This is a genomic window from Sphingomonas albertensis (assembly GCF_014358075.1).
Classification (GTDB): Bacteria; Pseudomonadota; Alphaproteobacteria; order Sphingomonadales; family Sphingomonadaceae; genus Sphingomonas; species Sphingomonas albertensis.
Map to the genome: position 1 here is coordinate 1 of NZ_JACONT010000051.1, position 25168 is coordinate 25168.

The 25168-nt window shown below is 65.4% G+C and carries 12 protein-coding genes; 5 read left to right on the forward strand and 7 right to left on the reverse strand.

Features of this window, described 5'->3' with window-relative positions:
• Positions 1 to 47: 47 nt before the first annotated feature.
• The 4 genes from H8S47_RS17165 to H8S47_RS17180 all read right to left on the reverse strand — a co-directional run bounded on the left by H8S47_RS17165 (position 48) and on the right by H8S47_RS17180 (position 10614).
• Positions 48 to 2927 (reverse strand): TIM-barrel domain-containing protein, encoded by a 2880-nt coding sequence (locus H8S47_RS17165; protein ID WP_187504996.1) that lies wholly within the window; start codon positions 2925 to 2927, stop codon positions 48 to 50.
• 36 nt (positions 2928 to 2963) lie between these two features.
• On the reverse strand, positions 2964 to 4607 hold the full coding sequence (locus tag H8S47_RS17170; protein WP_398456466.1) for a DUF5597 domain-containing protein: 1644 nt from the start codon (positions 4605 to 4607) through the stop codon (positions 2964 to 2966).
• A 112-nt stretch (positions 4608 to 4719) separates the two neighbouring features.
• Positions 4720 to 7662, reverse strand: coding sequence for a beta-galactosidase GalA (gene galA / locus H8S47_RS17175; RefSeq protein WP_187504997.1), 2943 nt, complete (start codon positions 7660 to 7662; stop codon positions 4720 to 4722).
• Positions 7663 to 7818: 156 nt separating this feature from the next.
• Positions 7819 to 10614: a TonB-dependent receptor gene (locus H8S47_RS17180; protein ID WP_235983018.1), complete on the reverse strand. Its 2796-nt coding sequence runs from the start codon at positions 10612 to 10614 to the stop codon at positions 7819 to 7821.
• Between the two features lie 512 nt (positions 10615 to 11126).
• Between H8S47_RS17180 and H8S47_RS17185 the strand changes: the two genes are divergently transcribed.
• The 5 genes from H8S47_RS17185 to H8S47_RS17205 all read left to right on the forward strand — a co-directional run bounded on the left by H8S47_RS17185 (position 11127) and on the right by H8S47_RS17205 (position 19804).
• On the forward strand, positions 11127 to 12686 hold the full coding sequence (locus H8S47_RS17185) for an alpha-L-fucosidase (RefSeq protein ID WP_187504998.1): 1560 nt from the start codon (positions 11127 to 11129) through the stop codon (positions 12684 to 12686).
• A 60-nt stretch (positions 12687 to 12746) separates the two neighbouring features.
• Positions 12747 to 14822: a beta-galactosidase gene (locus tag H8S47_RS17190; protein ID WP_235983019.1), complete on the forward strand. Its 2076-nt coding sequence runs from the start codon at positions 12747 to 12749 to the stop codon at positions 14820 to 14822.
• 250 nt (positions 14823 to 15072) lie between these two features.
• A complete protein-coding gene (locus tag H8S47_RS17195; RefSeq protein ID WP_187504999.1) occupies positions 15073 to 17373 on the forward strand; it encodes a glycoside hydrolase family 31 protein in 2301 nt (766 codons plus the stop codon).
• On the forward strand, positions 17370 to 18170 hold the full coding sequence (locus H8S47_RS17200) for an SGNH/GDSL hydrolase family protein (protein WP_187505000.1): 801 nt from the start codon (positions 17370 to 17372) through the stop codon (positions 18168 to 18170). Before H8S47_RS17195 ends, H8S47_RS17200 begins: the two co-directional genes overlap by 4 nt.
• Positions 18171 to 18172: 2 nt before the next feature.
• Complete coding sequence (locus tag H8S47_RS17205; RefSeq protein ID WP_328805594.1) at positions 18173 to 19804, forward strand: alpha-L-fucosidase; 1632 nt, start codon at positions 18173 to 18175, stop codon at positions 19802 to 19804.
• Here the strand turns inward: H8S47_RS17205 and H8S47_RS17210 are convergent.
• The 3 genes from H8S47_RS17210 to H8S47_RS17220 all read right to left on the reverse strand — a co-directional run.
• Positions 19796 to 22069 (reverse strand): beta propeller repeat protein, encoded by a 2274-nt coding sequence (locus tag H8S47_RS17210; RefSeq protein ID WP_235983021.1) that lies wholly within the window; start codon positions 22067 to 22069, stop codon positions 19796 to 19798. The genes H8S47_RS17205 and H8S47_RS17210 overlap by 9 nt on opposite strands.
• Positions 22066 to 23598 (reverse strand): tryptophan halogenase family protein, encoded by a 1533-nt coding sequence (locus H8S47_RS17215; RefSeq protein WP_328805593.1) that lies wholly within the window; start codon positions 23596 to 23598, stop codon positions 22066 to 22068. Before H8S47_RS17215 ends, H8S47_RS17210 begins: the two co-directional genes overlap by 4 nt.
• Positions 23595 to 25168: tryptophan halogenase family protein (locus tag H8S47_RS17220; protein ID WP_235983023.1), on the reverse strand; the 1574-nt coding region annotated here is incomplete at its 5' end. The genes H8S47_RS17220 and H8S47_RS17215, both read right to left, overlap by 4 nt.

The following is a 25168-nucleotide window of genomic DNA, read 5'->3' on the forward strand; positions in this document are numbered from 1 at the left end:
ACGGCAGCTGAAGATCGAATGCCGCATCTCGGATGGCGTGTCCCACCTCAAGATTTTGGCCGCTTTAGCTCCACCGCCGCGCCTCGATAGGTGACGGTCGCATCTCCCGCGTCGTCGAGATCGAGCGGACGGCCAGCAGCCATCCACTTCACCCGCACCGTCCGGCTCGCGGGCATGGCCTTATACCCCTGCCCTTCACGAGCCCCGAGCGTCACTACCCCGGTCGCGTCGTCATACGTCACCGGAATCCGGCTGTACGCCCCGCCACGATACTGCTCGCTGGTGCCGTCGTCCTCGTACAGCCCGAAACTCCCGTTCGCGCCGGGATAGACCGCCAGCGTCAGAGGAGCATCCGGCTTCTGGTCGACATATTGCGTGACCGGACCCATCGGCACGATCGCGCCGGCCTTCACGAACAGCGGCATCCGTTCATACGGTGCCGCGATCGTCACGCTCTGTCCGCCGCGATACGCCTGACCGGTGTTGAAGTCGTACCAGACCGTCGCGCCAGGCAGGTACACCGAGCGAGACCGCGCGCGATATTCGGTGACCGGTGCGACGAGGAAACTGTCGCCGAACAGATATTCGTCGTTCACCTTCCGCGCCTGCACGTCGTTCGGATAGTCCATCACGAGGCCGCGCATGATGCTGCCATCCTTGAACCACGTGTCCGCCGCGACGGTGTAGATATACGGCATCAGGCGGTAACGAAGCTGGTCGTACCAGACCATCGAGTTGCGCATCGGCGAGCCCTCGGGCGAAATCTCGTAGATCTCGCGGTACGGGCTCTCGCCGTGGCTGCGGAACAGCGGGCTGAACGCACCGAACTGGAACCAGCGCAGGTTCAGCTCGCGCCACTCGTCGAGGTTCGCCGCGGTCGGCGTCTTGCTCGCATAGCGATCCTCCAGCGCGAAGCCGCCGATATCGTGCGTCCAGTTCGGGATGCCGGACATCGAGACGTTCACGCCCGCCGAGATCTGCGCGCGCAGATCGTACCAGCGGCTCGCGACGTCGCCCGACCACACTGCGGCGCCCTCGCGCTGCAACCCGCCAAACCCCGACCGCGTCAGGATGAAGGGCCGCACGTCGGGCTTGTACTGACGCCAACCATCATAGACCGCGCCGACATGCACCAGCGGATAGCTGTTGAAATACTGCGCAGCCGGCCCCGCCGCGGTCGGGCCCATGGTGGCGATCCGCTCGGGGATCGACAGGTTCGAGTGGATGTCGGGCTCGCTCGCATCGAGCCACCATGCGTCGGTGCCGATCTTCGCCAGGCTGTCCTTGATCTGCCGCCAGTAGATCGTCCGCGCTTCGGGCGCATAGGGATCGTAATCGGTGTTCAGATAGCCCGGCCCGACCCAGTCCTTGTTCCCGTAATCGAGATTGCCGCGATAGGTGTAGCCCTTCGCCGCCAGTTCCTTGTAGTTCTCGGTCGTCGGATAGAATTTTGGCCAGACCGAGATCATGAAGCGCGCGTTCATGTCGTGGATCTTGTCGATCATCTTCTGCGGCTCGGGGAAGCGCGCCTTGTCGAACTGGTGGCTGCCCCACGCATTCTCGGGCCAGTAGAACCAGTCCTGAACGATGTTATCGAGTGGGATCTTCAGGTCGCGGTACTTCTTGACGACGTCGACGACCTCGTCCTGCGTGTTGTAGCGCTGGCGCGACTGCCAGAAGCCGTACGCCCATTTCGGCATCATCACGGCCTTGCCGGTCAGACTGCGATAGCCCGCGACGACCTCGTCCATGTCCTTGCCGGGCACGTACCAATAATTGACCGACTTCGCGATATCGCTGGTGAACCATACCGAATGGCGATCGGGCGCGGCGAGCGGGTTATTGTGGAGCAGCGCGATATACCCCGCGTTCGGCTCCCATTCGATCCGCACCGCGACGCGCTTGCCCTTGGTCATCGGCAGGTCGAAATTCGCGTACCAGGGGTTCCAGTTCTGACGCCAGCGGTTCAGCACCTCCTTGCCGTCCGCGAACACCTTGAAATAGCTCGAGCCGTAGAGCTGGAACTTGTGCACGCCGCTGACGTCGGGCGTCACGTCGCCGGTCCACACGACCTTCTGCGTCTCGACCGCATTGCCCGCAGTATTCTGGCCACCGGTCGCGGCGACCGTCTGCGCCTTGGCGGCGGCGGGCCACTTCGCCTGATCCTTGATATACTGGTAGTTGATCGACGCTTCCTGCTGCGTCACCGCCAGCCGATCGCCGAGATAATATTGCGCGGTGAAACCCGGCTTGCCGCCGCTCGTCACCTTAAGGCCGTCCGTGCCGACCAACGAATAAGGGCGCGGATTGCCGAAGCGGGTGATGCCGTCATTGTCCCACAACAGGCCGTAATTCTTCGTCGAGACGACGAACGGGACCGCGATGTCCATGTTGTGCTGCGCGAGTTCGACGTCCTCGCCGTTATAATCCATCTGCGCGTTCTGGTGCTGGCCGAGACCGTACAGACCCTCGTCCGTGCCGCGGTTGAACTGCTGCGACGCGACGACGAACGGCTTGCCGTCCGCGTTGGTCGGCGAGAAGGCGGGCGCGGCGGCCTGATCCAGCACGACCTTTCCGGCGGCATCAAGGAAGCGGACGCGGCCGGTCTTCAGATCGACCTCGGCGGTATCGCGCGCGGTCGCGACGAGAACGCGCTTGCCCTGCTGCGTGACCGTGTACTGGCCGGCGATCGGCGGCGTCGGGACCATCAGGCTCGGCGCCGTCGTCGTACGCGTCGGGCTCGCGACGACATGGATGATCCCGTCACCATGCACCGTCACCTCGACCCAGCCGGCCGGGCCGCTCGACGGCGCAACGCCGATCCCGTTCGCGATCTTCTCGAAGCTACCTTTGGCAACCTGCGCTTGCGCGATTGCCGGAGTGAGGGCGCTGCCGGCCAGCAGCAGCGCGAAACCCAAAACCTTCATCATCGTCGTCCCTTTGATCGTCGAGTTTCGCGCTCGTTATTTGTAGCTGCCCATGGTCACCTTCAGGATGACCGGGGTGAGCAGGTTGATGCCATAGTCGGTCTGGTCGCCGTTCCACACGCGGCTCATCACCCAGCGCCCGTCGACCACGCGGCCCTCCTCGACGCGGAACACCGAGCCGTTCTTCGGGCCACCTTTGGCCGTCCCGAAGTTCAGCCGAACGTGATCGCCGACCACCAGGAACTCGTTCGGCGACAGGTGCGCGACCGCGACACCGCCGACCGGCTCCTTCGCCCAGACCGGCGGCTCGGACTTGATCCAGGTCCAGTCCTTCTGCCCGAACTGCCATTCGCCATAGCTCGTGCCGATCGTCCAATCGCCCATCGTAACCGACTGGACTGCGGCCTGCCCCGCGCTTTCGTCGGGCTTGGCAACACCCCAGGTGGGATGTTCGAACGCGATCTTCGCCCAGTCGCGCGCCATCGTCGACAGCGCCGCGTATTTCAGCCCGATCGCATCGACGGTCTCGTCGTCGAGCGCCTTCGCCCCCAGCGGATAATTGAAATACCCGGTCTCATCCATGCCGAACGGCGCATAGCCGATCGCGCCGCGGCCGAGCGCTGCGTAGAAGAACCGCGCGAACTCCTTCGCATTGCCGATCTCGGGCACCATCAGCGCGTTGTCCGGCCGTGCATACGCATCCAGATACAGCGCGACGTGGGCTGCATCGCGGTCGTAGATATCGGGCGCCTGGACATCGAGCGCGGGCGCGGCCGCCTTCCAGATATCGAGTACGTCCTGCTGCGGCCCACCGCTCGCCACGCCGGTCGGGTCGGGCACGTTCGACGGCCCGGCGAGCGACGCGTTGACGTACATCGGCAACGGCTTGATCGCCTTCCCCGCCGCGGCGATCTCGTCGACGAAGCGCGCGGTATGCCAGGTGTTGAACGCGCGGTCGGCTTGCGGGCCGAACATCTGCGTCCAGCTTCCGCCCGGCTTCTTCAGCGCCTTCGCCAGTTCGGCAGGCACCGGCTTGGCAAACACCGCATTGGCCTGAGCCCCGTAATCGCGCGGCGAGCGATAGCTGCCGACTTCGTTCTCCGGCTGCACCATGATCACCGTGTTCTGCGGATCATGCGCCTTCAGGTACTTCATCACCTCGACGAACGCGCGCTTGTCCGCCTCCAGCGTCGCGCGGAACATCGGCGAATGGACATAATGGTCGGTGCCGTCCTTCAGCTTCATCCGCGGAAAACGGCGGTTGTCGGCCTTGAACCAGTCGGGCGTGTAGCCGGGCGACGTGTTCTTCCACGTCCCGAACCAGAGCAGCACGACGCGCTTGTCATGCGCGCGCGCCTGATCGAGCAGTGTCTGGAGAAAGGACAGGTCGAACTTGCCCTCGACCGGCTCGACCTGTTGCCATGCGATCGGGATCTCGACGGTGTTCGCGTGCATCCGGTCGAGCATCGGCCATATCTGCGGCAGCGCGGATGCATAGTTGCTGCTGTTGTTGACCTGCGCGCCGAGCATCAGGAACGGCGCACCATCGACCATCAGCGCATGACGGCCGCCCTTGGTGACGATCCGCGGAACCTCGGTCGTCGTCTGTGCCGAAGCGACGCCGGCGATCAACGAAGCGGACAGAGCCAAGCCCGCGACCATCTTCTTCGTACGAACCATCACTGAATCCTTTTCTGACGATGCGGGACCGACCGGAAATACCCTGCCGATCGGTCCCGAAATACTTGCGTTCCGCATCGGCCATCGGCGTGACGCACGCGCGCGGAAGGCGTCATTCCTCTACGAATACGATGCCACCCAACCCCGATGCTTGCGTGCCATCGCTTTCCAGCAACACGGAGACGATCCGTTCGCCTTCGCCGGCGGGCATCGGCACGATCAGCGTCGCGGGCGCGAACCCGGCCTTCGTCCCGACGCGCTTGCCGTCGATCCAGACCTCGCCACGACCGACGACTCCCTGCAAGACCAGCTTCCCGCCGCGCTCGCGCACGGGGCGGCGCGGCGTGACCTTGGCGCGCAGCACGCTCCAGGGTCCCTGACCCTGCACCGGCTGGATTTCGCCGGCGCGCACGAACAGCCAGCTGTTCATGTCGTTGTCCGCCAGAACGATGTCGGGCGACGGCCGGGTCGCGGACGCGGGGGATTGTCGCCAGTCCTGCACCAGGAGCGTCGCCGCGGTGGTCGGCACACGCGGCCGGGGTACGGTTGCGAGCAGGCGGACCGTCGTCGTCGCGCTGCGCAGGTTGGCCGACGTCGCCTTGAGCGACAGCGTGCGCGCGCCTTGCTCGGCACGAACGATGACCTGTGCCAGGCCGTTGAACAGCGCACGCCTGTCGCCCTGTTCGGCTTCGTGGCTGATCGGATCGCCGTTGCCGAGGCCGATGATCGTCCCCCCGGTCACGGCGAATGCGACAGGAAGATTGGCGGTCGGCACATGGCGTCCGCGCGCATCGACCGCATCGATCGTGAACGGCTGCACGTCCTCGCCGTCGGCGGCCATGACGCTGCGATCGGGCGTGATCCGAAGCGCGACCGGCGCCCCGGTCGTCTCGACCACGCTGCGCACCACCTCGCGCCCGCCGCGATAGCCGATCGCCTCCAGCCGGCCCGGCGCATAGGAAACCTGCCACTGCGGCATGGTGAAGCGATCGACCGCCTGCTCGCCGATCACCGTACCGTTCAGCAGCAGCCGCACCGTATCGACATTGGTCAGCGCCATCACCTTGACCGGCTGGCCCTCACGGCCCGACCAGTTCCAGTGCGGCATCAGGTCGAGCAGCGGTACGTCGTCGATCCACTGCGCGCGGTGGAGATAAAAGGCCATCTTGGGGAACCCGCACAGGTCCATGATCCCGAAATAGCTGCTCACCGACGGCCATTCGAACGGTGTCGGTTCGCCGTGATAGTCGAACCCGGTCCACACGAACGTCCCGCCGACGAAGGGGCGCTCGGCGATCGATTTCCAGCCGGCGCGGTGCGTACTGCCCCAGTCGGCCGGTTCCTCGTCATAGGATGCCATGACGTGCGCGGCTCGGTCCGTCGTCCACGCGCCGCGCGTCATGAAGCTCGACGTATCCTCCGAACTGATCATCGGCAGCGTCGGATTGGCGGCGTGGAACCGGTCATACTGGTCGCGCTGGTAGTTGAAGCCGACCAAATCGACCGCCTGGCTGACGTTGACGGGCGCGAACATCCCGCTGTTCATCGCCGCGGTAACCGGACGGCTGTCGTCGAGCGCCTTGACGGTCCGCGACATGCGCCGAACCATCTCATAGCCGGCGGGCGTGCCCTGCATCGGTTCTTCATTGAAGACCGACCACATGATGACGCTGGGCCGGTTGCGATCACGCCGCACCAGCCATTCCAGTTGCGCCATGTAATCGGGGCTGGTGTTGAAGTTGCGGTTTTCGCTCATCACCAGGAAGCCGAGACGATCGCACGCGTCGAGCACCTCGGTCGCGATCGCGTTGTGCGAAAACCGGATCGCGTTGCAGCCAAGATCCTTCAGACGCCGGAGCCGCCAGTCCCACAGCGCATCGGGCACGGCGACGCCGACGCCCGCATGATCCTGGTGGTTGCACGTCCCCTTGATCTTGAGAGGGCGGTCGTTGAGGTAAAACCCGGTCGCGGCATCGAACCGCAGCGTCCGGAAGCCGATCCGAAGCGTCCGCTCGTCGACCGTCTTTCCCGTGCGGATCAGCCTGATCCGCAGCGTATAGAGCGTCGGCGTCTCGACCGACCACAGTCGGGGAGTCGCGACCGGGAGAGTAAGCGCAACGTCGGCCGGCTCAAGCGACGGCACCGTCCCGCCAGCGGTTTGCGTCGCGATCACGCGCCCGTCGGGATCGATCAGCATCGCTTCGATCGTGACCGCGGCCGCATCCTTGCCGATATTGCCGAGCGTCGCGGTGACCGGAACGGACCATGCGCCGTCGGGTCCGCGGCGCGGATCGGCATGGATACCATCGGTGGCGATGTAGGTGGCATCGCGCTTCAACAGCCAGACGTGGCGGTACAGCCCCGCGCCCTCGTACCACCAGCCTTCCATCGTCTGCGCATCGACGCGCACGACGATCGTGTTCAGGTCGTCGCCGTAGCGCGCGAGATCGGTGATATCGACGTACACCGAATTGTAGCCGCTCCAGTTGTGCGCGACAACCGATCCGTTGAACCAGATCGTCGCGTTCGTCGCGATCCCGCCGAACTGAATTTCGAGATAGCGCCCGCGGTCCTGCGGATCGAGCCGCAACGTGCGCCGGTACCAGCCGAAACCGCGGCGGCGATAGCCTTGCGACACGTTGGCGCTTTCGGCGACGGGCATCGCCATCGCCCAGTCGTGCGGCAATCCAACCTCGGGCCAGTCCGAATCGTCATAATATAGGGCCGCGGCACCCTGTGCCTGTCCGGCCTTCGCGCTGTTGTAGGACCAACCATGCCCGCGGATCTCGGGCATCGGTATGTCGCCGAGATGAAACCGCCAGCCGCCGTCGAGCAGCAACCGGCCGGGATCCTCGACCGGCGCCCGCAGCGGCATCGCATTGCGTGTCGCGGGCATCGGCAGTGCCCCCGCAGTTGCTTCCTCGGATCGCGCGACCGCGGCGCGCGCGACCGCGGCGCGCGCGACCTGCGCCGGTCCTACCGCCGCGCCAAGCGCCGCACCATTCGCAAGAAACAAGCGGCGGCTGATCCGGATCGTCGGCTGGTCCTGCTTCATCGTTTCCCCCTCCGAAGCGCGCATATAGCGGCCATGCTTGCGCTTGCGTATCCGAAGCCAGCGGCCCTGTCATAACCGTGTCTATCATTCCCTGCCCGCCAGAGGCTGAGCCCGATCCAAAGACCGAGCCCAGCCCTGACGTCCAGCGTTGCCGGATCAGAAGGTGATGCGCGCCACGCCGCTGATCTGGCGATCGCTCATGATCGAATCGCGCGGCCGGGTGGTGATGCCGTAGAAGGTCGATCGCACCGTGTTGGTGAGGTTCGTGCCGTTCAGCGTCAGCGAGAGATGCGGCGTTATGTTGGCGGTGATCGACGCATCCAGCTGGCCAGACGGCTTCTGGAACTGCGGCAGATTGCCTGTACCGTTCGCCGACGTCGTCACCAGGAACTTGCTCCGCCAGTTATACGCAACCCGCGCCGAGAGAATCCCGCGCTCGTAAATGCCGATCAAATTGTAGTTGTACTTCGACAGGCCCTCGAGCGACAATTGCGTCACCGGACCGTCGCTGGCCGGGCTCGGCGCCTCGGAGTCGACATAGGTGAAGTTCGCCTGCACGCCCAGGCCGGCGAGCGGTCCCGGCAGGAAGTCGAAGAACTGCTGATACGCGACTTCGGCACCCTTCACCTTGGCCTTGGCGGCGTTGCTGTAGGTGGTGACGTCGTAGGTCGCGGTGACGCCGTCGGTAAAGGTTACGTCGCGGGGCGTGATGACCGTCTGGATGTAGTTCGAGATATCCTTGTAGAATCCCGCGACCGTCAGCGATCCGCTCTTGGCGAAATACCATTCGAGCGAGGCGTCGAAATTGGTCGACTTCATCGGCTTCAGATAGGGATTGCCGGTCGACGTGACGTGCTGCTGGTCGATCTGCGCGGTGCCGGGCTCGGTGATCGTCAGGCTCGGGTTGAGCTGGTTGAAGTTCGGGCGCGAGATATTCTTCGACGCGGCGAAACGCAGCTGGAGCCGGTCGGTCAGGCGCCCACGGACGTTGAGGCTCGGCAGAACCGACGTGTACTTGGTCGCCTCGTTGACCTCGGTGAAGGTCGGCGCCGCGGTCGACTGGGTACCGTCGGGCGCGGTGATCAGGTCGACCTGCTGGTAGAAGCCCGATACCGCGACCTTGCTCTGGACAACGCGCACGCCGAGGTTGCCGTCGATCGGCACCGGCAGGTCGTCCGCCTTGAAGAACGCTGCAGCATAGCCGGTATAGGTCTTCTGCGCCTGCGTGTTGGTGCCGCTCGGCACATAGCCCGGCGTCGTCGTGATACCGAGCGACTCCCGCGTATCGTCGTAGTTCAGGACCGTCGGCAGCGAGAAGGCCTGGATATCCCCGAACAGATCGGCCTGGCCGCGGAAGAAGCCGCTGAGGTCGACATAGCGCAGGTTGGTCGCAGCGCCGGTCAGCCCGGTATAACGATAGCCGGTATCGCTGGTCCGGTTGCGGCGATCCGCAAACCGGAACCCGGCCTTGATCGAGCTCAGGATGCCCCCGTCGAAGCGGTATTCGCCGTCCAGGCGACCGACCTTGTCGGTGCCCTTCGAGTTGTTGAGGTTATCCAGGTAGAAGCCCTTGCTGTAGGTCGCGGGGTTCGCGAGTCCGTCGGCGGACGTGATCTGGAACGACGGGATCTCGCCCGAGATGTCCTGCGTCAGCGTGGTGGCGACGCCACTCAACCCGACGATCGAGTTCAGGTTGTCGGTCTTGGAATCGACATATTGGAGATCGCCGGTGATCGTCAGGTTAGCGGTCGGCTTCCACTTGCCGTTGAGCGAATAATCGGTTGTGACCGAATGGCGCGACCCGAGCGAGGTATTGTTGCCGATCGGAACGTCGGTGAACGTGCCGCTCTGGAAGTCGCCGTTCGGTGCATAGGTGAACGGCGCGCCGGCCAGCGGCGTAATCGAAGCGCCGCTGGTGTACGCGAAGTAGCTGTAGCCATAGGACCGCAGCTTGTAATCGTTGCGGAATACCTCGCCGGTGAACTCCAGCGTATCGGTCGGGCGCCACTGGAGCGAGACGTCGATGCCGAGGCGACGACGGTCGCCGAACACCTCGCCGATGCCGGTGCCGTGCGGCAGCGTCGTGGTCTGGCCGGTACGCCCGAGCAGCGCGGCGGTCGCGGCGTCACCGGGATTGCTCTCGTCGAGCGTGTAGAACGGCTCGGTCGAGATCGTGTCCTGGCGGAAATTCGTCTTCTGATACGACGCGCTGGCGAGGATGCCGATCTCGCCGATGCCGGTGTTCCAGCGATCGCTGAGCAGCAGCGAGGCGGCCGGCTGGCTCTTCTTGATCAGGTCGTAATAGGTGTTCGTCACCGCACCCGAGATCTTGAAGCCATCGAAATCGAACGGCTTGCGCGTGCGGAAGTTGATCGTGCCGCTCAGCTGATCCTCGATCAGGTCCGCCGACGGGTTCTTGTAGACGTCGATGCCGGCGAGCAGCTCGGACGGTACGTCCTCCAGGCTCAGCGCATTGCTCGAACCGCTCGCGGTGAAGATGTCGCGACCGTTCAGTTCGGTGCGGACCTGCGTCAGGCCGCGGATCGCGACCGAGCTGCCTTCGCCGAAGTTGCGCTGGATCTGGATGCCCGAGATGCGCTGCAAGGCCTCGGCGATGTTGCGGTCGGGCAATTTGCCGATGTCTTCGGCGACGATCGAGTCGACGATCTGCGCCGAATTGCGCTTGATGTTCTGGGCCGACTGGAGGCTCGCGCGGACCCCGGTGACGACGATGTCGTCTCCAGCCGCAGGTGTTTCGGGCGCCGGGTCGATGGACTGGCCCTGGTCGCCGCTGGGGGCAATGGTACCGCTATTCTGCTGCGCATCCGCGACCGGTGCCGGGGTCGTCTGGGCATGCGCCGCCGAGCCCATCAGCATGATCGCCAGCAGCGACACGGTCGTGTTGAGATTGCCGATCCTGCCGACGGCGGTGGGTGTCCACGAACCCTTCATCATACTCTCCTTCAGCAGGTCGAACGCTACGGCCGCCTGTGTTTACATTACGAATTTCGCACGCGGCGCTCCGCAGACGTATCTTGGCGGGCCGCCTACATCACACGTAAACCGATTTATATGCTTATTCGGATTACGCGGACAATTTAGGCGGAAGGCTGGCAAAAATGTCGCACACGATGAACATTGCCGATGTCCTTGCGAACCGACCTGACCACGCGGCGTGTTTGCCGTGGAAGTGATCCGATCCCATCGGTTCACGGCAAAATCGCCCTGAAACGGCCATTTCGGCCCTTGTGAGACTTTCGATGAGGATCGACGAGGCGCCGGCGATGCGCCGCGCAAACCCACGCACGAACACGATTTTTTCGAAAGCTATGCCGGCCGAAGCGAAGCATGCCGACGCAGCGCTTGCAATTGTAGGACTTAATTGCAAAACGCTGCAGGCTTGTCGTTGGCGCAGGATCGCCGCCTAATGCGCGGACCCGCCGGCCTCTTGCTGGGAGAGGCGAATGGTAACGTTCAACAAACGCGAAATACTGGGCGCCCCCCTGGCGGCAGCGTTCGGGCTCGAGGGAATGTCCAGGGCTGCAAATCGGGGAGCGACCAGCCCGACGCAGCCCATCAACCTCGACATAACCCCAGGAAAATTCGAACCGACGGCACAATCGCTCGCCGGCTATCGCGCGCCCGACTGGTTTCGCGACGCCAAGTTCGGCATCTGGGCGCATTGGGGCCCGCAGGCGGTGCCGAGCCAGGGCGACTGGTACGCGCGCTTCATGTACGTGCCGGGTCACCCGCATTACGACCATCACGTCAAGACCTACGGCCACCCCTCCAAGGTCGGCTACAAGGACATCATCCCGCTATGGCGCGCGGAGAAGTTCGATCCCGATGCGCTTGCCGCCCGCTATGCCGCCGCGGGCGCGCGCTACCTCGTCTCGATGGGTGTGCACCACGACAATTTCGACCTTTGGCGATCGAAGCATCATCGCTGGAACGCGGTCGAGATGGGCCCGAAGCGCGACATCGTCGGCGAATGGAAGGCGGCCGCCACGCGGCGCGGGCTTCGCTTCGGCGTGTCCGAGCATCTCGGTGCAAGCTATAGCTGGTGGTATCCTAACCACCTCTACGATCAGTTCTGGCCCAAGCTCGGGGTCGCCTATGACGGCGCCGATCCGCGCTATGCCGATCTCTATCATACCAACCGCGACGAGCCGTTCATCAACACGCCCGCCAGTTGGTACACGACCAACCCGCAGTATCACGCCCTGTGGTTCGAACGGATCCGCGACCTGATCGACAGCTACCAACCCGACCTGCTGTATTCGGACGGCGGCCTGCCGTTCGGGGAAGTCGGACGCTCGCTGCTTGCCCATTTCTTCAACAGCAGCATGGCGCTCACCGGAAAGCTGGACGCCGTCTACAACTGCAAGGATACGGGCTCGGGCGCGTTCAGCACGGACTGGGCGGTGCAGGACGTCGAGCGCGGTGTCCTGAAGGGCATCAATCCGCACGCCTGGCAGACCGATACGTCGAACGGCGACTGGTTCTTCAACCGGACGGACACCTACAAGACCACCGACGAGGTCGTCGCGATGCTCGCCGACGTCGTCAGCAAGAACGGCAATCTGCTGCTGAACGTCGTGATGCGCGGCGACGGCAGCCTGCCTGCGGAATCCGACCGGCTGCTAAGCGATCTGGCGCCGTGGATGGCCGTCAATGGCGAGGCGATCCACGGCACCCGCCCGTGGAAGATCTATGGCGAGGGCCCGACCACCGCCGCCGCCGGCGCGTTTGCGGAAAAGACGAGTTACACCCCGCAGGACATCCGCTTTACGACAAAGGGCGAGACGCTGTACGCGATCACGCTCGGCGCACCGCGGGGGCAGACCGTGATCATGTCGCTCGCCCAGCCCAACCCACACGAACGACGCCGGGTGCGGGCGGTGCGCCTGCTCGGCCGCCCCGGCAGCATCGCGTTTCGCCAGACCGGGCAGGCGCTGGTAATCGAGCTGCCCGCGGTTCTGCCGACCCGACACGCGAGCGCGTTCGCGATCGATTTCGCCTGACGACACATACCGCACGCGCATCCTTTGCGCGAAGACCGACTACGAGCTTGGAGAGGCTATTTGAAACACCCACTGATCCGCGCCCTGCGTTTTGCGATGCTCGCGGCGGCAACGCTGTCCGTCCCGCTTGCCGGCATCGTACCAGCGCAGGCGCAGAGCGCCGCCGGTCATCCCGACTGGCCCGGCCGTGGCGACCTGTTCGTCGGAGCCTGCTATCAGCCGATCGACCGTTCGCCCGAGCAAATCCGCCAGGATATCGCGATCATGAAGGCGGCCGGGTTCACGATGGTCCGGATGGGCGACCTCTCCTGGGATTCGTTCGAGCCGCAGGAGGGCCATTTTACCTTCGAATGGTTCGACGCGGTCCTTGCCCAGATGCACGCCGCCGGGATCAAAGTCCTGCTGGATATCCCGGGCCAGCCCGCCCCGACCTGGCTCCACAAACACTATCCCGGCGTCGATCTCGTCACGCAGGACGGTGTCCGGCGCAATGCGGCGACGCGCTATTGGGACAATATCAGCGACCCCGATTACCGCCGCCTCGTCCGGCGGCTCGCCGAGCAGATGCTCAAGCGGTACGCGCATAATCCCGCGGTGATCGCGGTCGGCTACACCAACGAGATCGGCAATGGCCAGATGTCGTATTCCCCGGCCGACCAGCAACGCTTCGTCGGCTGGCTGCAGAAGAAATACGGAACGATCGCGGCGCTCAACACCGCCTGGGCGACGCAGCGCTGGTCGCGTCGGATCAACAGCTGGGACGAGGTCGACCTACCCTATGGCAATGGCCCGGGGCCGAACGAGCGCAATCTCGACCTCAGGCGTTTCTGGTCGGATGACACGATCGGCGCGCTCACCGACCTCGAAGCGGTCCGCAAGCAATATGCGCCGAACCTGCCGGTCGCGTCGAACTTCTGGCCCGACGCCTGGACCAAGGGGTTCGACTATCTACGGTCATGGGAGAAGGTCTCGACGTATGGTGGCCAGGGCTTCTATCCAGGCGAGCCATTAGGCGCGGCGCTCGACGTGTCGCGCAACCGCGCCGGGCACGACACGCCGATGTGGCTGAACGAGTTCACCGCCGGCGGTGGCGGCTATTACGGCACGCCGGGCCGGTCGCGGATGTGGGCGTATTTCGGGCTGATCTACTACGCGCAGACGTTCCTCGCCTGGACGTTCAACTCGCATAGCGGCGGCGAGGAACAGGGGTTGTTCGGGCTGGTCGACCATGACGGCCGCCCGTCGTGGAAGGTCGGCGAGTTCGGCCAGATCGCCAGCGAATTCGCCAAGCTGAAGTCGATGGGCTTCCCGCGCTATCGCAAGCCCGAGGTGGCGATCGCCTATTCGTTCCAGACCAACTGGCTGACCTCGCCCCCGCCTGGGCCGAACACGATGCAGGAATATTTTAAGACCAGCTATCCCGACCAGGCCAAGGCGGCGCTCGCACCGTTGTTCGCCGACAACATCGACACCGCGGTGATCGACATCGGCCACGACGCGATCGACCGCTACAAGCTCGTGATCCTGCCCAGTGCGTACATGATCGACAAGGAAACCGCCGAGGCCGTGCGGCGCTATGTCGCGAACGGCGGGACGGTGATCATGACCGGCTATTCCGCCAAGGTCGACGAGACCGGCAAATGGTTCGAGACGCCCCTGCCCGGCCGGCTGACCGACGTGTTCGGCGTGCGGACCAACGAATTCTACCGCGCCGACCAACCGCTGAAGATCATGTTCGACGGCAAGGAGCAGACTGGTAGCGATCCCTATTACGAGGTGCTCGAACCCAGCACGGCCAAAACGCTGGCGATGTTCACCAACACGCCCAAGCCGAGCCCGGCGATCACCGTCAACCGTTTCGGCAAGGGCCGGGCGATCTACCTCGCGACCGCCGCGCAAGCAGCGTTTCTCGATCCGCTGGTGCGATCGCTCTACGTCGAACTCGGGATCGAGCGCGGCCCGGTGACCCCGCCGGGAGTGGTCGCGCGCGTCGTCGACAGGCGCACGCTGTACGTCAACACGAACGCTGCGCCAGCCCGCGTGGCCCTGGCAGGCGAACAGCATGATACGCTGACCGGCAAAGCCTATACCGACCGGCTCGACCTTCCGCCGTACGGCGTGGCGCTACTACGGTGAGACCGACTGGGGGCGACAAGATTGCCGATTTTCGTGTTGCCTGAACACGAATACGGTTGACCCACATGCCCGGTCTGAAATTATACGACAAAATTATCGCTCGCCCAAGATAGCGTTACCGTAAGGGCATAAGCCCGTGGAGAGGATTTCGATGCACAGTTTCCAAGCCGATATCGTTGTGCAGTCGTTTGACGAGTCCCGCAGTCCGTCGCGATTGGGCTGGTCTTCGCGGCTGATCGCACGGTTGACCATGGGGGTTTCGCTGGCGACGCTCGGCTCCGCCGCGATTGCAGCGCCGATCGCGACGGTCGATCGCAACGGCAGCCTCGTCTCGGTCGAGGCCTATGCCCCCAACATCGTCCGCGTGACGATCGCCACCGACCGCGGACAGGTCGATGCGCCCCCCGGCGATGGCCCCAACGCAAAGCCCGACGCCGCCGGCTGGACGCATCGCAACGACGCAGGCGCCGACGTCTTCGCCTCGTCCGCGCTGTCGCTGTCGGTCGACGCGAAGCCCTGGCCCAAGGCGCCGACGCAGATGGAGCGCTATTTCGCGCCGTCGCTGCCGCCCGTGTCGGTGACGATCCGCAAGCCCGACGGCACCATGCTGACGCAGATGACCGGCTGGGAAATGGCGCCGCACACCGTCAACGGCGAGAAGACGTTCCGCGTCGGCGCCAGCTTCGCCTCGCCTGCCGACGAGCATTATTACGGTCTCGGCCAGAACCAGGAAGGCAAGCTCGACCTGCGCGGCCGCACGATCGACTGCCGCCACAATTACGATGCGCCGGCGGGCGAGACGGTCTGCGTACCCTTCATGGTCACCAACAAGGGCTATGGCATCGTCTGGGACAACCCGTCCTCGACCGTCGTGTCTCCCGGCCTGCACAGCGCGACGCACTGGCAGTCGGAGGTCGGTGAGCGCGTTTCGTTCTTCGTCATCACCGGCGCCACCACCGACGAGATCTACGCCGGTTACGCGACGCTGACCGGCACCACACCGCTGCCGCCCAAGGCCGCGTTCGGCCTCATCCAGAGCAAGGCACGCTACGAAACCGAGAAGGAACTGCTCGACGTCGCCAACGGGTATCGCAGCCGCGGCCTGCCGCTCGACATCATGGTGCTCGACTGGTTCTACTGGTCGCGCATGGGCCAGCTCGACATCGACCGGAACTATTTCCCCGATCCCAAGGGCATGAACGACAAGCTCAAGTCGATGGGGATGCACTCGATCATCAGTGTCTGGCCGCGGTTCGAAAAGGAATCGCGCTACTTCGACCTGCTGTCGAGCAAGGGCTGGTTGCTGAAGGACAAGGACGGCAACGTCGTCGACGGCCTGCCTATCCGCTCCGACCGTGCGGGCGCGTTGCTCGACAGCACCAACCCCGATGCGCGCCACTGGTTCTGGGACCGAATCCGCGACAACATCGCCAGCCAGGGCTTCGACTGGTTCTGGCTCGACGAGACCGAGCCGGATCTCGTGCCCGACGGCAGCTTCTATTCGATCGGCTCGGGCGACCGCTATCACAACGTCTTCCCGCTGCTCCACACGATGAGCGTGGCGGACGGGTCGGCGAGGGATCGCCCGACGATGCGCAACCTGATCCTGTCGCGCGCGGCCTATCTCGGCGCACAGCGCAACGGCGGGCTGTTCTGGTCGTCGGACATCAAGTCCACCTGGGAGGCGCTGCACCGGCAGGTCCCCACGGGGCTCGGCTTCACCGCGAGCGGCATGGCATATTGGGGCAGCGACATCGGCGGCTGGCAATGGCCGAACGGGCCAAAGGCGACGCGTCCGGTGCTGCTCGATCCGGCGGGCGCGACCGCGATGGCGCCCGATTACGCGGATTATCCCGAGCTGTTCACGCGCTGGTTCGGCTATAGCGTGTTCACGCCGACGTTGCGGATCCACGGCCAGCGCCCGGCCACCGCGATCTGGCAATATGGCACCGCGGCCGAGCCGGTTCTCGCGAACTTTCTGAAGCTGCGCTATTCGCTGATGCCGTACATCTACTCGCTCGGCCGTCACACCTATGAGAGCAATGCGCCGATGATGCGCGCGTTGTTCATGGATTTCCCGAACGATCCCAACGTCGCCGACATGGGCGACGAATACATGTTCGGCCCCGCCTTCCTGGTCGCCCCCGTCACCGAACAGGGCAAGACCAGCCGCCAGGTCTATCTGCCGGCCGGTGCCGAATGGTATGACTACTGGACCAACCAGCGCTTCACCGGTGGCCAGACCGTCACCGCGAATGCACCGATCGACAAGATTCCGCTGTTCGTGCGCGCCGGGTCGATCATCCCGATGGGCGTCCAGGTGCCGAGTACGGCGACGGCGCAGGCGCTGGAGAGCATCCGCGTCTATCCGGGTGCGGATGCGAGCTTCGCGCTGTACGACGATGACGGCGTGACCAACGACTATCGGACCAAGGGCGGGCGCAAGGCGATGCTGCGCTGGGACGACGAGACCCGGCGGCTGACCGCGTCGGGCAAGCTGCCGACAGGGCAGGACACCGCATCGCTGGTCCAGATCGTGGCCGCGAAGTGATCCGCGCAGTCTCCATCGCGGCACTGACGTTGGTCGCCTTTCCGGTGGCCGCGCAGACCAATGTTCCGGGCGATCCCTATGCCGGCGATCCGGTCGGGATCGTCGCGGCGCCCTGCCCTGCGCATCCGTCGCCGACCGACGGCGCCGGATGGGAGGCGTGGAAGCTGCATTCGCTCACGCGCGACTTCGGCCAATTGTGCCGGTACCGCGCGCAGAACGAACAGCTGAAAGCATCGAACACACCGGTCCGCGTGGTCTTCATGGGCGATTCGATCACCGACAACTGGATCGGTGCGGATGCCGGGCTGTTCACCGGCGGACTGGTCGATCGCGGGATCAGCGGGCAGACCACGCCGCAGATGCTGGTGCGCTTCCGCGAGGACGTGATCGCGCTCAAGCCGCGCGCGGTGCATATCATGGCGGGCACCAACGACATCGCCGGCAACACCGGCGCCTCGACCATGGAGATCGTCGAGGGCAATATCGCCAGCATGGCCGACCTGGCGCGCGCGAACGGCATCAAGGTCATCATCGCCTCGACCCCGCCCGCCGCCGCCTTCCCGTGGAGCAAGGACAAGCAGCCGGTGCCGCAGATCCGCGCGCTCAACAGCTGGTTAGAGGCCTATGCGGCGAAGAACGGCTTCACCTATGTCGACTATTACACCGCTCTAGCCACACCCGAAGGCGCGATGAAACCGGGGCTGGCCAGCGACGGCGTCCACCCGACCCCCGCCGGCTATGCGGTGATGCGCCCGCTGGCTCTCGCCGCGATCCGCCGGACCATCGCAGCCAAGTGAGCATAGATCTCAGCCGCCGTTCCGTCCTCGCCGGGATCGCCGCACTCGGTCCGGCAACGCACGCGCTCGCGCAAAGCCCGATGGGGCTCGCGCGCGGTCCGGTGCAACCGACCTGGCAATCGCTGGTCGATCACTATCGCTACCCCGAGTGGTTCCGCGACGCGAAGCTCGGCCTGTGGTCGCATTGGGGCCCACAGTCGGTGCCCGAGCAAGGCGACTGGTACGGCCGCTTCATGTATATGCAGGGCCATCCAGCGTACGAACATCACCTCAAGACCTACGGCCATCCGACCAAGTCGGGGATGATGGAGGTGATGAACCGCTGGACCGCGGCGCGCTGGAATCCCGACGCGCTGATCGCCCGCTACGCCAAGGCCGGCGCGAAATATTTCGTCTCGCTCGCCAATCATCACGACAATCTCGACTGCTACGACAGCCGCTATCACGCCTGGAATTCGCTCCGCGTCGGGCCGAAGCGCGATGTCGTCGGCACATGGGAAAAGGCCGCGCGGAAAGCCGGGCTGAAGTTCGGCGTCTCGAACCATGCGGCGCATAGCTGGCACTGGTATCAGACCGCCTATGGCTATGATCCGACCGGGCCGCTGAAGGGCCAGCGATACGATGCGTTCAAACTACGGACCGCCGATGGCCACGGCACATGGTGGGACGGGCTCGATCCGCAACAGCTGTATACGGGCGCGCACGCGGTCCTGCCGAACGGCATCGATACGATCGCGGCGATGAACGCATGGCACGACGCGAACGACGGCCAGTGGATCGAGACGCCGCCGCCGAACGATCCAGGCTATGCTGCGAAATGGCTGCTCCGCCAGACCGACCTGATCGACAAGTACAAGCCCGACTTCTGCTATTTCGACGATTACGAACTGCCGTTCGGCCCGATCGGGCTTCAGGCGGCGGCGGATTACTACAACCGCTCGATCGCGTGGCACGGCAGGATCGACGTCGTGCTGACCGCCAAGCAGCTGAAGCCCTATGCGCGGTTCGGGCTGGTGCAGGACGTCGAGCGCGGCTTCACCGACCATTTGTGGGACGAGCCGTGGCAGACCGACACGTGCATCGGCGACTGGTTCTACAACGTCGCGCGGCTCAACGACAAAAGCTACAAGACCGCTGAGCAGGTGATCCAGCGGCTGGCCGATGTCGTGTCGAAGAACGGCAATTTGCTGCTCTCCATCCCGCAGCCCGGCGACGGCTCGATCGACGGCGAGGAGGAAAAGATCCTCGACGGCATGAGCCGCTGGATCGCAGTCAACGACGAGGCGATCTTCGGCTCGCGGCCATGGCGGATCTACGGCGAAGGCCCGACCAAACTGCAGGCCGGGATGCAGAACGAGCAGTCGTCGGGCGTCTTCACACCGCGCGACGTGCGCTTCACCACCAACAAGGGCGCACTCTACGCGCTGTTCCTGGGCTGGCCTCAGGGCGAGGTGACGATCGACGCCTTGGGACGCAACCGCTTTGCCGACGGGGTGGTCGAGCGCGTGACGTTGCTCGGCGGCGGCAGCGTGGCGCACCGCCGCGATGCGCGCGGCCTGCACCTGACGATGCCCGCGAACCCCGGCGGCGGGTTCGTCCCCGTCCTCAAGATCGAAGGTCGCGGCCTAGTTTAGCGGATACCGCGTATTCACCGGATCGCCGTAGAACAGGCCTCGTCCGTCCGTACCGAGATAGACGCGGCCCTCCCGTCGCGGATCGCCGGAGATGACGCGGTAGCGCCCGCCCCAGCGATGCGCATCGTCGTCGATCCGCGCCCAGTTCCGTCCCGTGTCGACCGAGCGCCACACGCCCCGGATGCCGCCGAGCGTACCGACTGCAAACACGCCGTTCCGGCCGAGACCGAAGAGTTCGACGTGCAGTTCGCCGCTGGCAGGCGCGAAGGTCACGCCGCCGTCGGTGCTGCGAAACAGTCGGGTGCCCGCCTGCAACCACAGCGTGCCGGTGCGATCCGGGGATACGAGCAGCGAACTTTGCGCCTCGCGGCCCTGCCGGCCTGCTGGAGCGAGACCATCCGGCAGACCTCGGCCCGTGACGGGGGCGAAACTGGCGGCTGCATCGCGGGATACAAGAACCCGGCCCTGCTCGACGTCGACGGCATAGAAGACGCGCGGATCGCGCTTGTCGGCTACCGCGCGGGTCTTGCCCGGCAGGCCGCGCACGACCGACCAGCTACGTCCGTGATCGCGCGAGACCTGGGGGACCGGCGTGGCCACCACCATCGTCGTGCCGTCCGCCGACACCGTGATCGGCCAATCACCGTTCAGGTCCTCGCGTTTCGGCGGGTTGCCCATCGGCGGCAAGACGATCTCGGACCACGTGCGACCGCCATCCTCGGAGCGCCCCATGGATGCCTGTCGGGGCCGGTCGAGGTACAAGCTGCCGCTGCGCACGATCACGTTCGGGGCCAGCCCCGCATAGTCGATCGCATTGGTGTTCGACATGTAGGGATTGACGAAGGTCGGACGCGGCGAGCGATCGAGATCGTCGTGAACGAAGCCGGAGAGGTCGCCGAACCCTGAGATCAACGGCGCGCCGCCGGTCGGCGACACCAGCGTGATGATCGCCGTCTGTTCGATACCGTCGGTCCAGGGGACCCAATCCACGCCGCCGGTGGCGCGCAACGCGTGGGTTGCATAGACCGTCGCGCCGGTCGTGTAGGCGACGTGCGTCGGATCGAAGGGGTCGATGGCCAGCCCGGAGATCCAGTGTCCGAAATCGGCCCCCTTGCCCTCGTGCAGGAGAAACGGGGTTTTCGACACGTCGCGGTGGCTGCGCGGACCCACGTCGTCCCAGGTGCGGCCATCGTTGCGGCTGATCCAGAGCGAATCCCCCTGCAGATAGCGGTCGACCGTCGTCACCGCGACGGTCCCCGGCGCCATGGGCGATACCGCGACACCAAGGAATGCACCCTGCGCGCCGGTCTCGCGCCAGGCGCGCGGTGTTACGTCGCGACCGCGTCCACCGGGCTCGTAGCGCCAGACAGCGCCCGTCTTGATGCCGCTCGGCCCGAGGCCGCTCGCATAGCCGACCCACAGCACGCCACGTCGATCGATCACGCCCTTGGCGGCCAGCAGCGCCGGACCCGAAACCGCGTCCCATGTCTCGCCACCGTCGTCCGAGCGGTAGAGATGCGTCGCGCCCGGATCGGCGACGCCCGCCCATATCCGGCGGGACGGCTTGCCCCCGCCCCCGCGATCGCTCCCGCTCGTCGGGTCGATCGCAACGAAGGCGACGCCGCCATGCGTTTTTCGGAATGCGGGGCGCCCTAGTCCGGCAACCGGGAAAGCGGTCACCTTGACCCAGGTCGCGCCTGCATCCTCGCTTCGCCACAGCCCGTCATGGCGCGAGCCGAAGAACAACCGTCGGGTTTGATTGGGATCGATCGCGAGCCGCTCGCCGAGCCCGCGACCATCCTCGTTGCCGCCCATCGCGAACGGGACGGGCGTGATCCGCCAGGTCCTGCCGCGATCCGCCGACCGCAGGATCGCCGCGGGCTGGGCGGCGTTCATGCCGGCGGCCATGTAAACGATGTCGGGGTCGCGCGGATCGGGCGCGATGCTCTCGATCCCCATGTAGCTCGACGTCGCGTTGCCGTCCTGCAGCGGTATCCAGCGCCGGTCCCTGTCGTCCCATCGATAGGCGCCGCCCATATCGGTCCGCAGATACGCGAGGCCGCGCTCGGCCGGGCTGAAGACGATGTTGGGCGCATAGCCGCCCGCCCCCACCTTCACGTTGGTCCAGCGATAGCGCACGGCGTCCTGCGGCCGAGCCGAGCCCTGAACCGCGAGCGACCCCAGCAGCATTGCGGTTATCGCGACGACGCCCCGCCGCTTGCCCGACGTCGCGCGCGCTACGACTGTGCGCCCTATACCGATCATGCGGATCGACGTAGCGGCGCAGCGCAGTGCTGGGTAATGAAATCCTCGTGTCTAGGCATCGCCGCCGCGGTCTTGTCGATCATCTCCCGCACATGCGCCATGAACCGCGCGGTCTCCTCGGGCGGCAGCGCAGCCGCGAGCGGATCGAACGACGTCGGGCGGATGCCCTGGCCGAGCAACACCGCGATCCAGCCGTCGGGGGTGAACAATTCCCCCTGCTCGCGGAACACGCGCGCCTTGCCCGACCACAGCGCCAGCTTGGTCGACAACGACGCCGGGATCGACATGGTCCGGCAGTGATCCCAGAACGGCGAGTCAGATCGCTCGGTCGCGTGATAGTGCAGGATGATGAAATCGCGCACCTGCTCGTAATCGCGCAGCAGGACGCGGTTATATTCGTCGACCTCGGTCGTGCCGAACCCCAGGTCGGGGAACAGGCTCATCAGCCGCGTGATCCCGGACTGGATCAGGTGGATGCTGGTCGATTCGAGCGGTTCGAGGAAACCACCGGACAGCCCGATCGCCACGCAGTTCCGATCCCATAGCCGATCGCGCCGTCCCGCCTCGAAGCGCAACTGGCGGGGCTCGCCCAGTGCCCTGCCCTCGAGCCCCGCCAACAGCGCCAGCCGGGCGTCGTCGTCATCGATGTGCGCGCTCGAATAGACATAGCCGTTGCCGGTCCGGTGTTGGAGCGGAATGCGCCAGCGCCACCCGGCGGTGTCGGCGGTCGCCCGCGTATAAGGCGGCGGCGGCCCCTGCCGCTCGCTTGGCACCGCCCAGGCCCGGTCGCACGGCAGCCACTGCTTCCAGCTCGTGAACGGAACCCCCAGCGCGTCCCCCAGCAACAGCGACCGAAAACCGCTGCAATCGATGAACAGTTCGCCCTCGACGCGGCGGTCTCCTTCGAGCCGCACCGCCTCGATGAACCCCGTTTCGCCATTCCGGTCGACCGCGGTCACGCGCCCCTCGACGCGCACCACGCCGTCCCGCTCGCTAAGATCGCGCAGGAACCGCGCATACAGAGCGGCGTCGAAATGAAACGCGTAGAACAGCGTCGACAGGACAGATTGGGGATTGGCGCTTGGCCGCGTGAACCGCCCGCGTCGCGCCGCGACCGCCGACAGGCAATAGTCGCCGATCGGGCTCAGATCGGCCTGGCTCAAGGCAGCCTGACGCAGCCAGAGCTGGTGGAACGACACGCCCTCGATATCGCGCCCATGCGTGCCGAACGGATGCAGATAGGACTCGCCGGCCCGCGTCCAGTCGCGAAACTCGATCCCCAACTTGAACGTCGCGCCGGTCGCGCGGACGAACGCATCCTCGTCGATCCCGAGCATGCGGTTGTAATCGAGCAGCGACGGGATCGTCGCCTCGCCGACCCCGACCGTGCCGATCTCCTCGGATTCGACCAGCGTGACCGACACGCCGCTCGGCACCAGCCGGGACAGTGCCGCCGCGGTCATCCAGCCGGCCGTGCCACCACCGACGATGACGACCCTGGTTACCCGGCCCGGCTGTCCGTCCGTCACGCCGCAGCCCGCGCGCCGAAGCTATGGGACTGCGCGTAATTGACGAGATCGCGGTTCGACGGGAGGTTGGCGATCGCATACGTTGCCTGGCGCTGGACCTCCGCGAACGCCCGGCGTGCATCGTCGGCGTAGCGCAGCGCGCCTGCCTTGGCGCTCAGGTCGGTCTTCCAGCCCATCCCGTACAGGACATATTGCCAGCTCGCTTCGGTGAAGATGTCGACCTGCCCGTCGATGTCGAGCTCGTTGGGGGGCCGGAACCGCCAACGATCGAGCATCTCCAGCAGGCGGTCCGGCACCGATGCGTCAGCCACGTTATCGCGCCAGAACGCGGTGTCGCGCCGTTCCGAGATGCAATAATGCAGCTTGATGAAATCGAGCGCGCGCTCGTAGCGGCGCAGCATGTTCGCGTTGAACTGGCGTGCGGACGTCTCGTAATCGCCGCCCCAGGGGAACAGGTTGGCGATCATGCCCGCCGACACTTCGGCAAACGCTATACCGGTCGCCTCGAGTGGCTCGAAGAACCCGCTCGACAGCCCGACCGCGACGCAGTTCTTGTACCAGTTGACCTCGCGGTAGCCGGCCTCGAACTTGAAGTGGCGCACGTCGGCCTTCTCGCCGGCCGCACCCAGATAGCCGCGCAATACGCGCTCCGCGGCCTCGTCGTCGCTGTGATCGGACGAATAGACATGGCCGATGCCCCGCCGACGATCGAGACCGATATCCCAGATCCAGCCCGCCTCCTGCGCAGTCGAAATTGTATAGGACGCGATCGGTTCGTCAGGCCGCGTGTAGGGCATCTGTGCGGCGATCGCGCGGTTGCAGAACAGCACGTCGCGGCACGAGCGGAACGGGATCTTCATCGCCTTGCCGATCAGTTCGGCGCGAAAGCCCGTGCAGTCGATATAGAGGTCGGCGTCGACCATCCCGTTCCGCTCGGTGCGCACGCCGCCGATCGCACCGTCGGCGTCGAGCAACACCTCGCTCACGGTGTCGGTCAGGTGCCGGACGCCGTTCTTCACGCCCTGCTCGCGCAACAGCCCGGCCAGCGCAATCGCATCGAAATGGAAGGCGTAGTTCAACGGCCCGACATAATCGGGGTTCGTCGGCAATTTGGGCGCACGGTGCCGGTCCGCAGCCTTCTTCTGCGGATTGGAGACCTCGTCCCAATTCTCCGTGCCGCCGTGCCCCAGCAGCCAATAGGGCAGCAGGTCGAGGCCGTCGCTTGCGTCGGCGACCTGGAACGGGTGCGAATAATGATCGGTCGCGCCCTGCCCCGGGGTGTGGCGCCAGTGCACGAACTTGGCACCCTGCTTGAACGTCGCGCCGCAGCGACGGATCAGGTCGGCCTCGTCGATCCCGATCGTCGCCAGCGTTCGCCGGATCGTCGGGAACGTCCCCTCGCCGACACCGAGGATGCCGATGTCGCGCGATTCGACGAGCGTAATCGCGACGCCGCCCGGAAGGTCCGCGCCGAGCCGCTTGGCGAGATAGCCCGCGGTCAGCCACCCGGCGGTGCCGCCGCCCACGATCAGTATCCGCTTGGTCATCACAGCCTCGCTTCGCCGCGCGC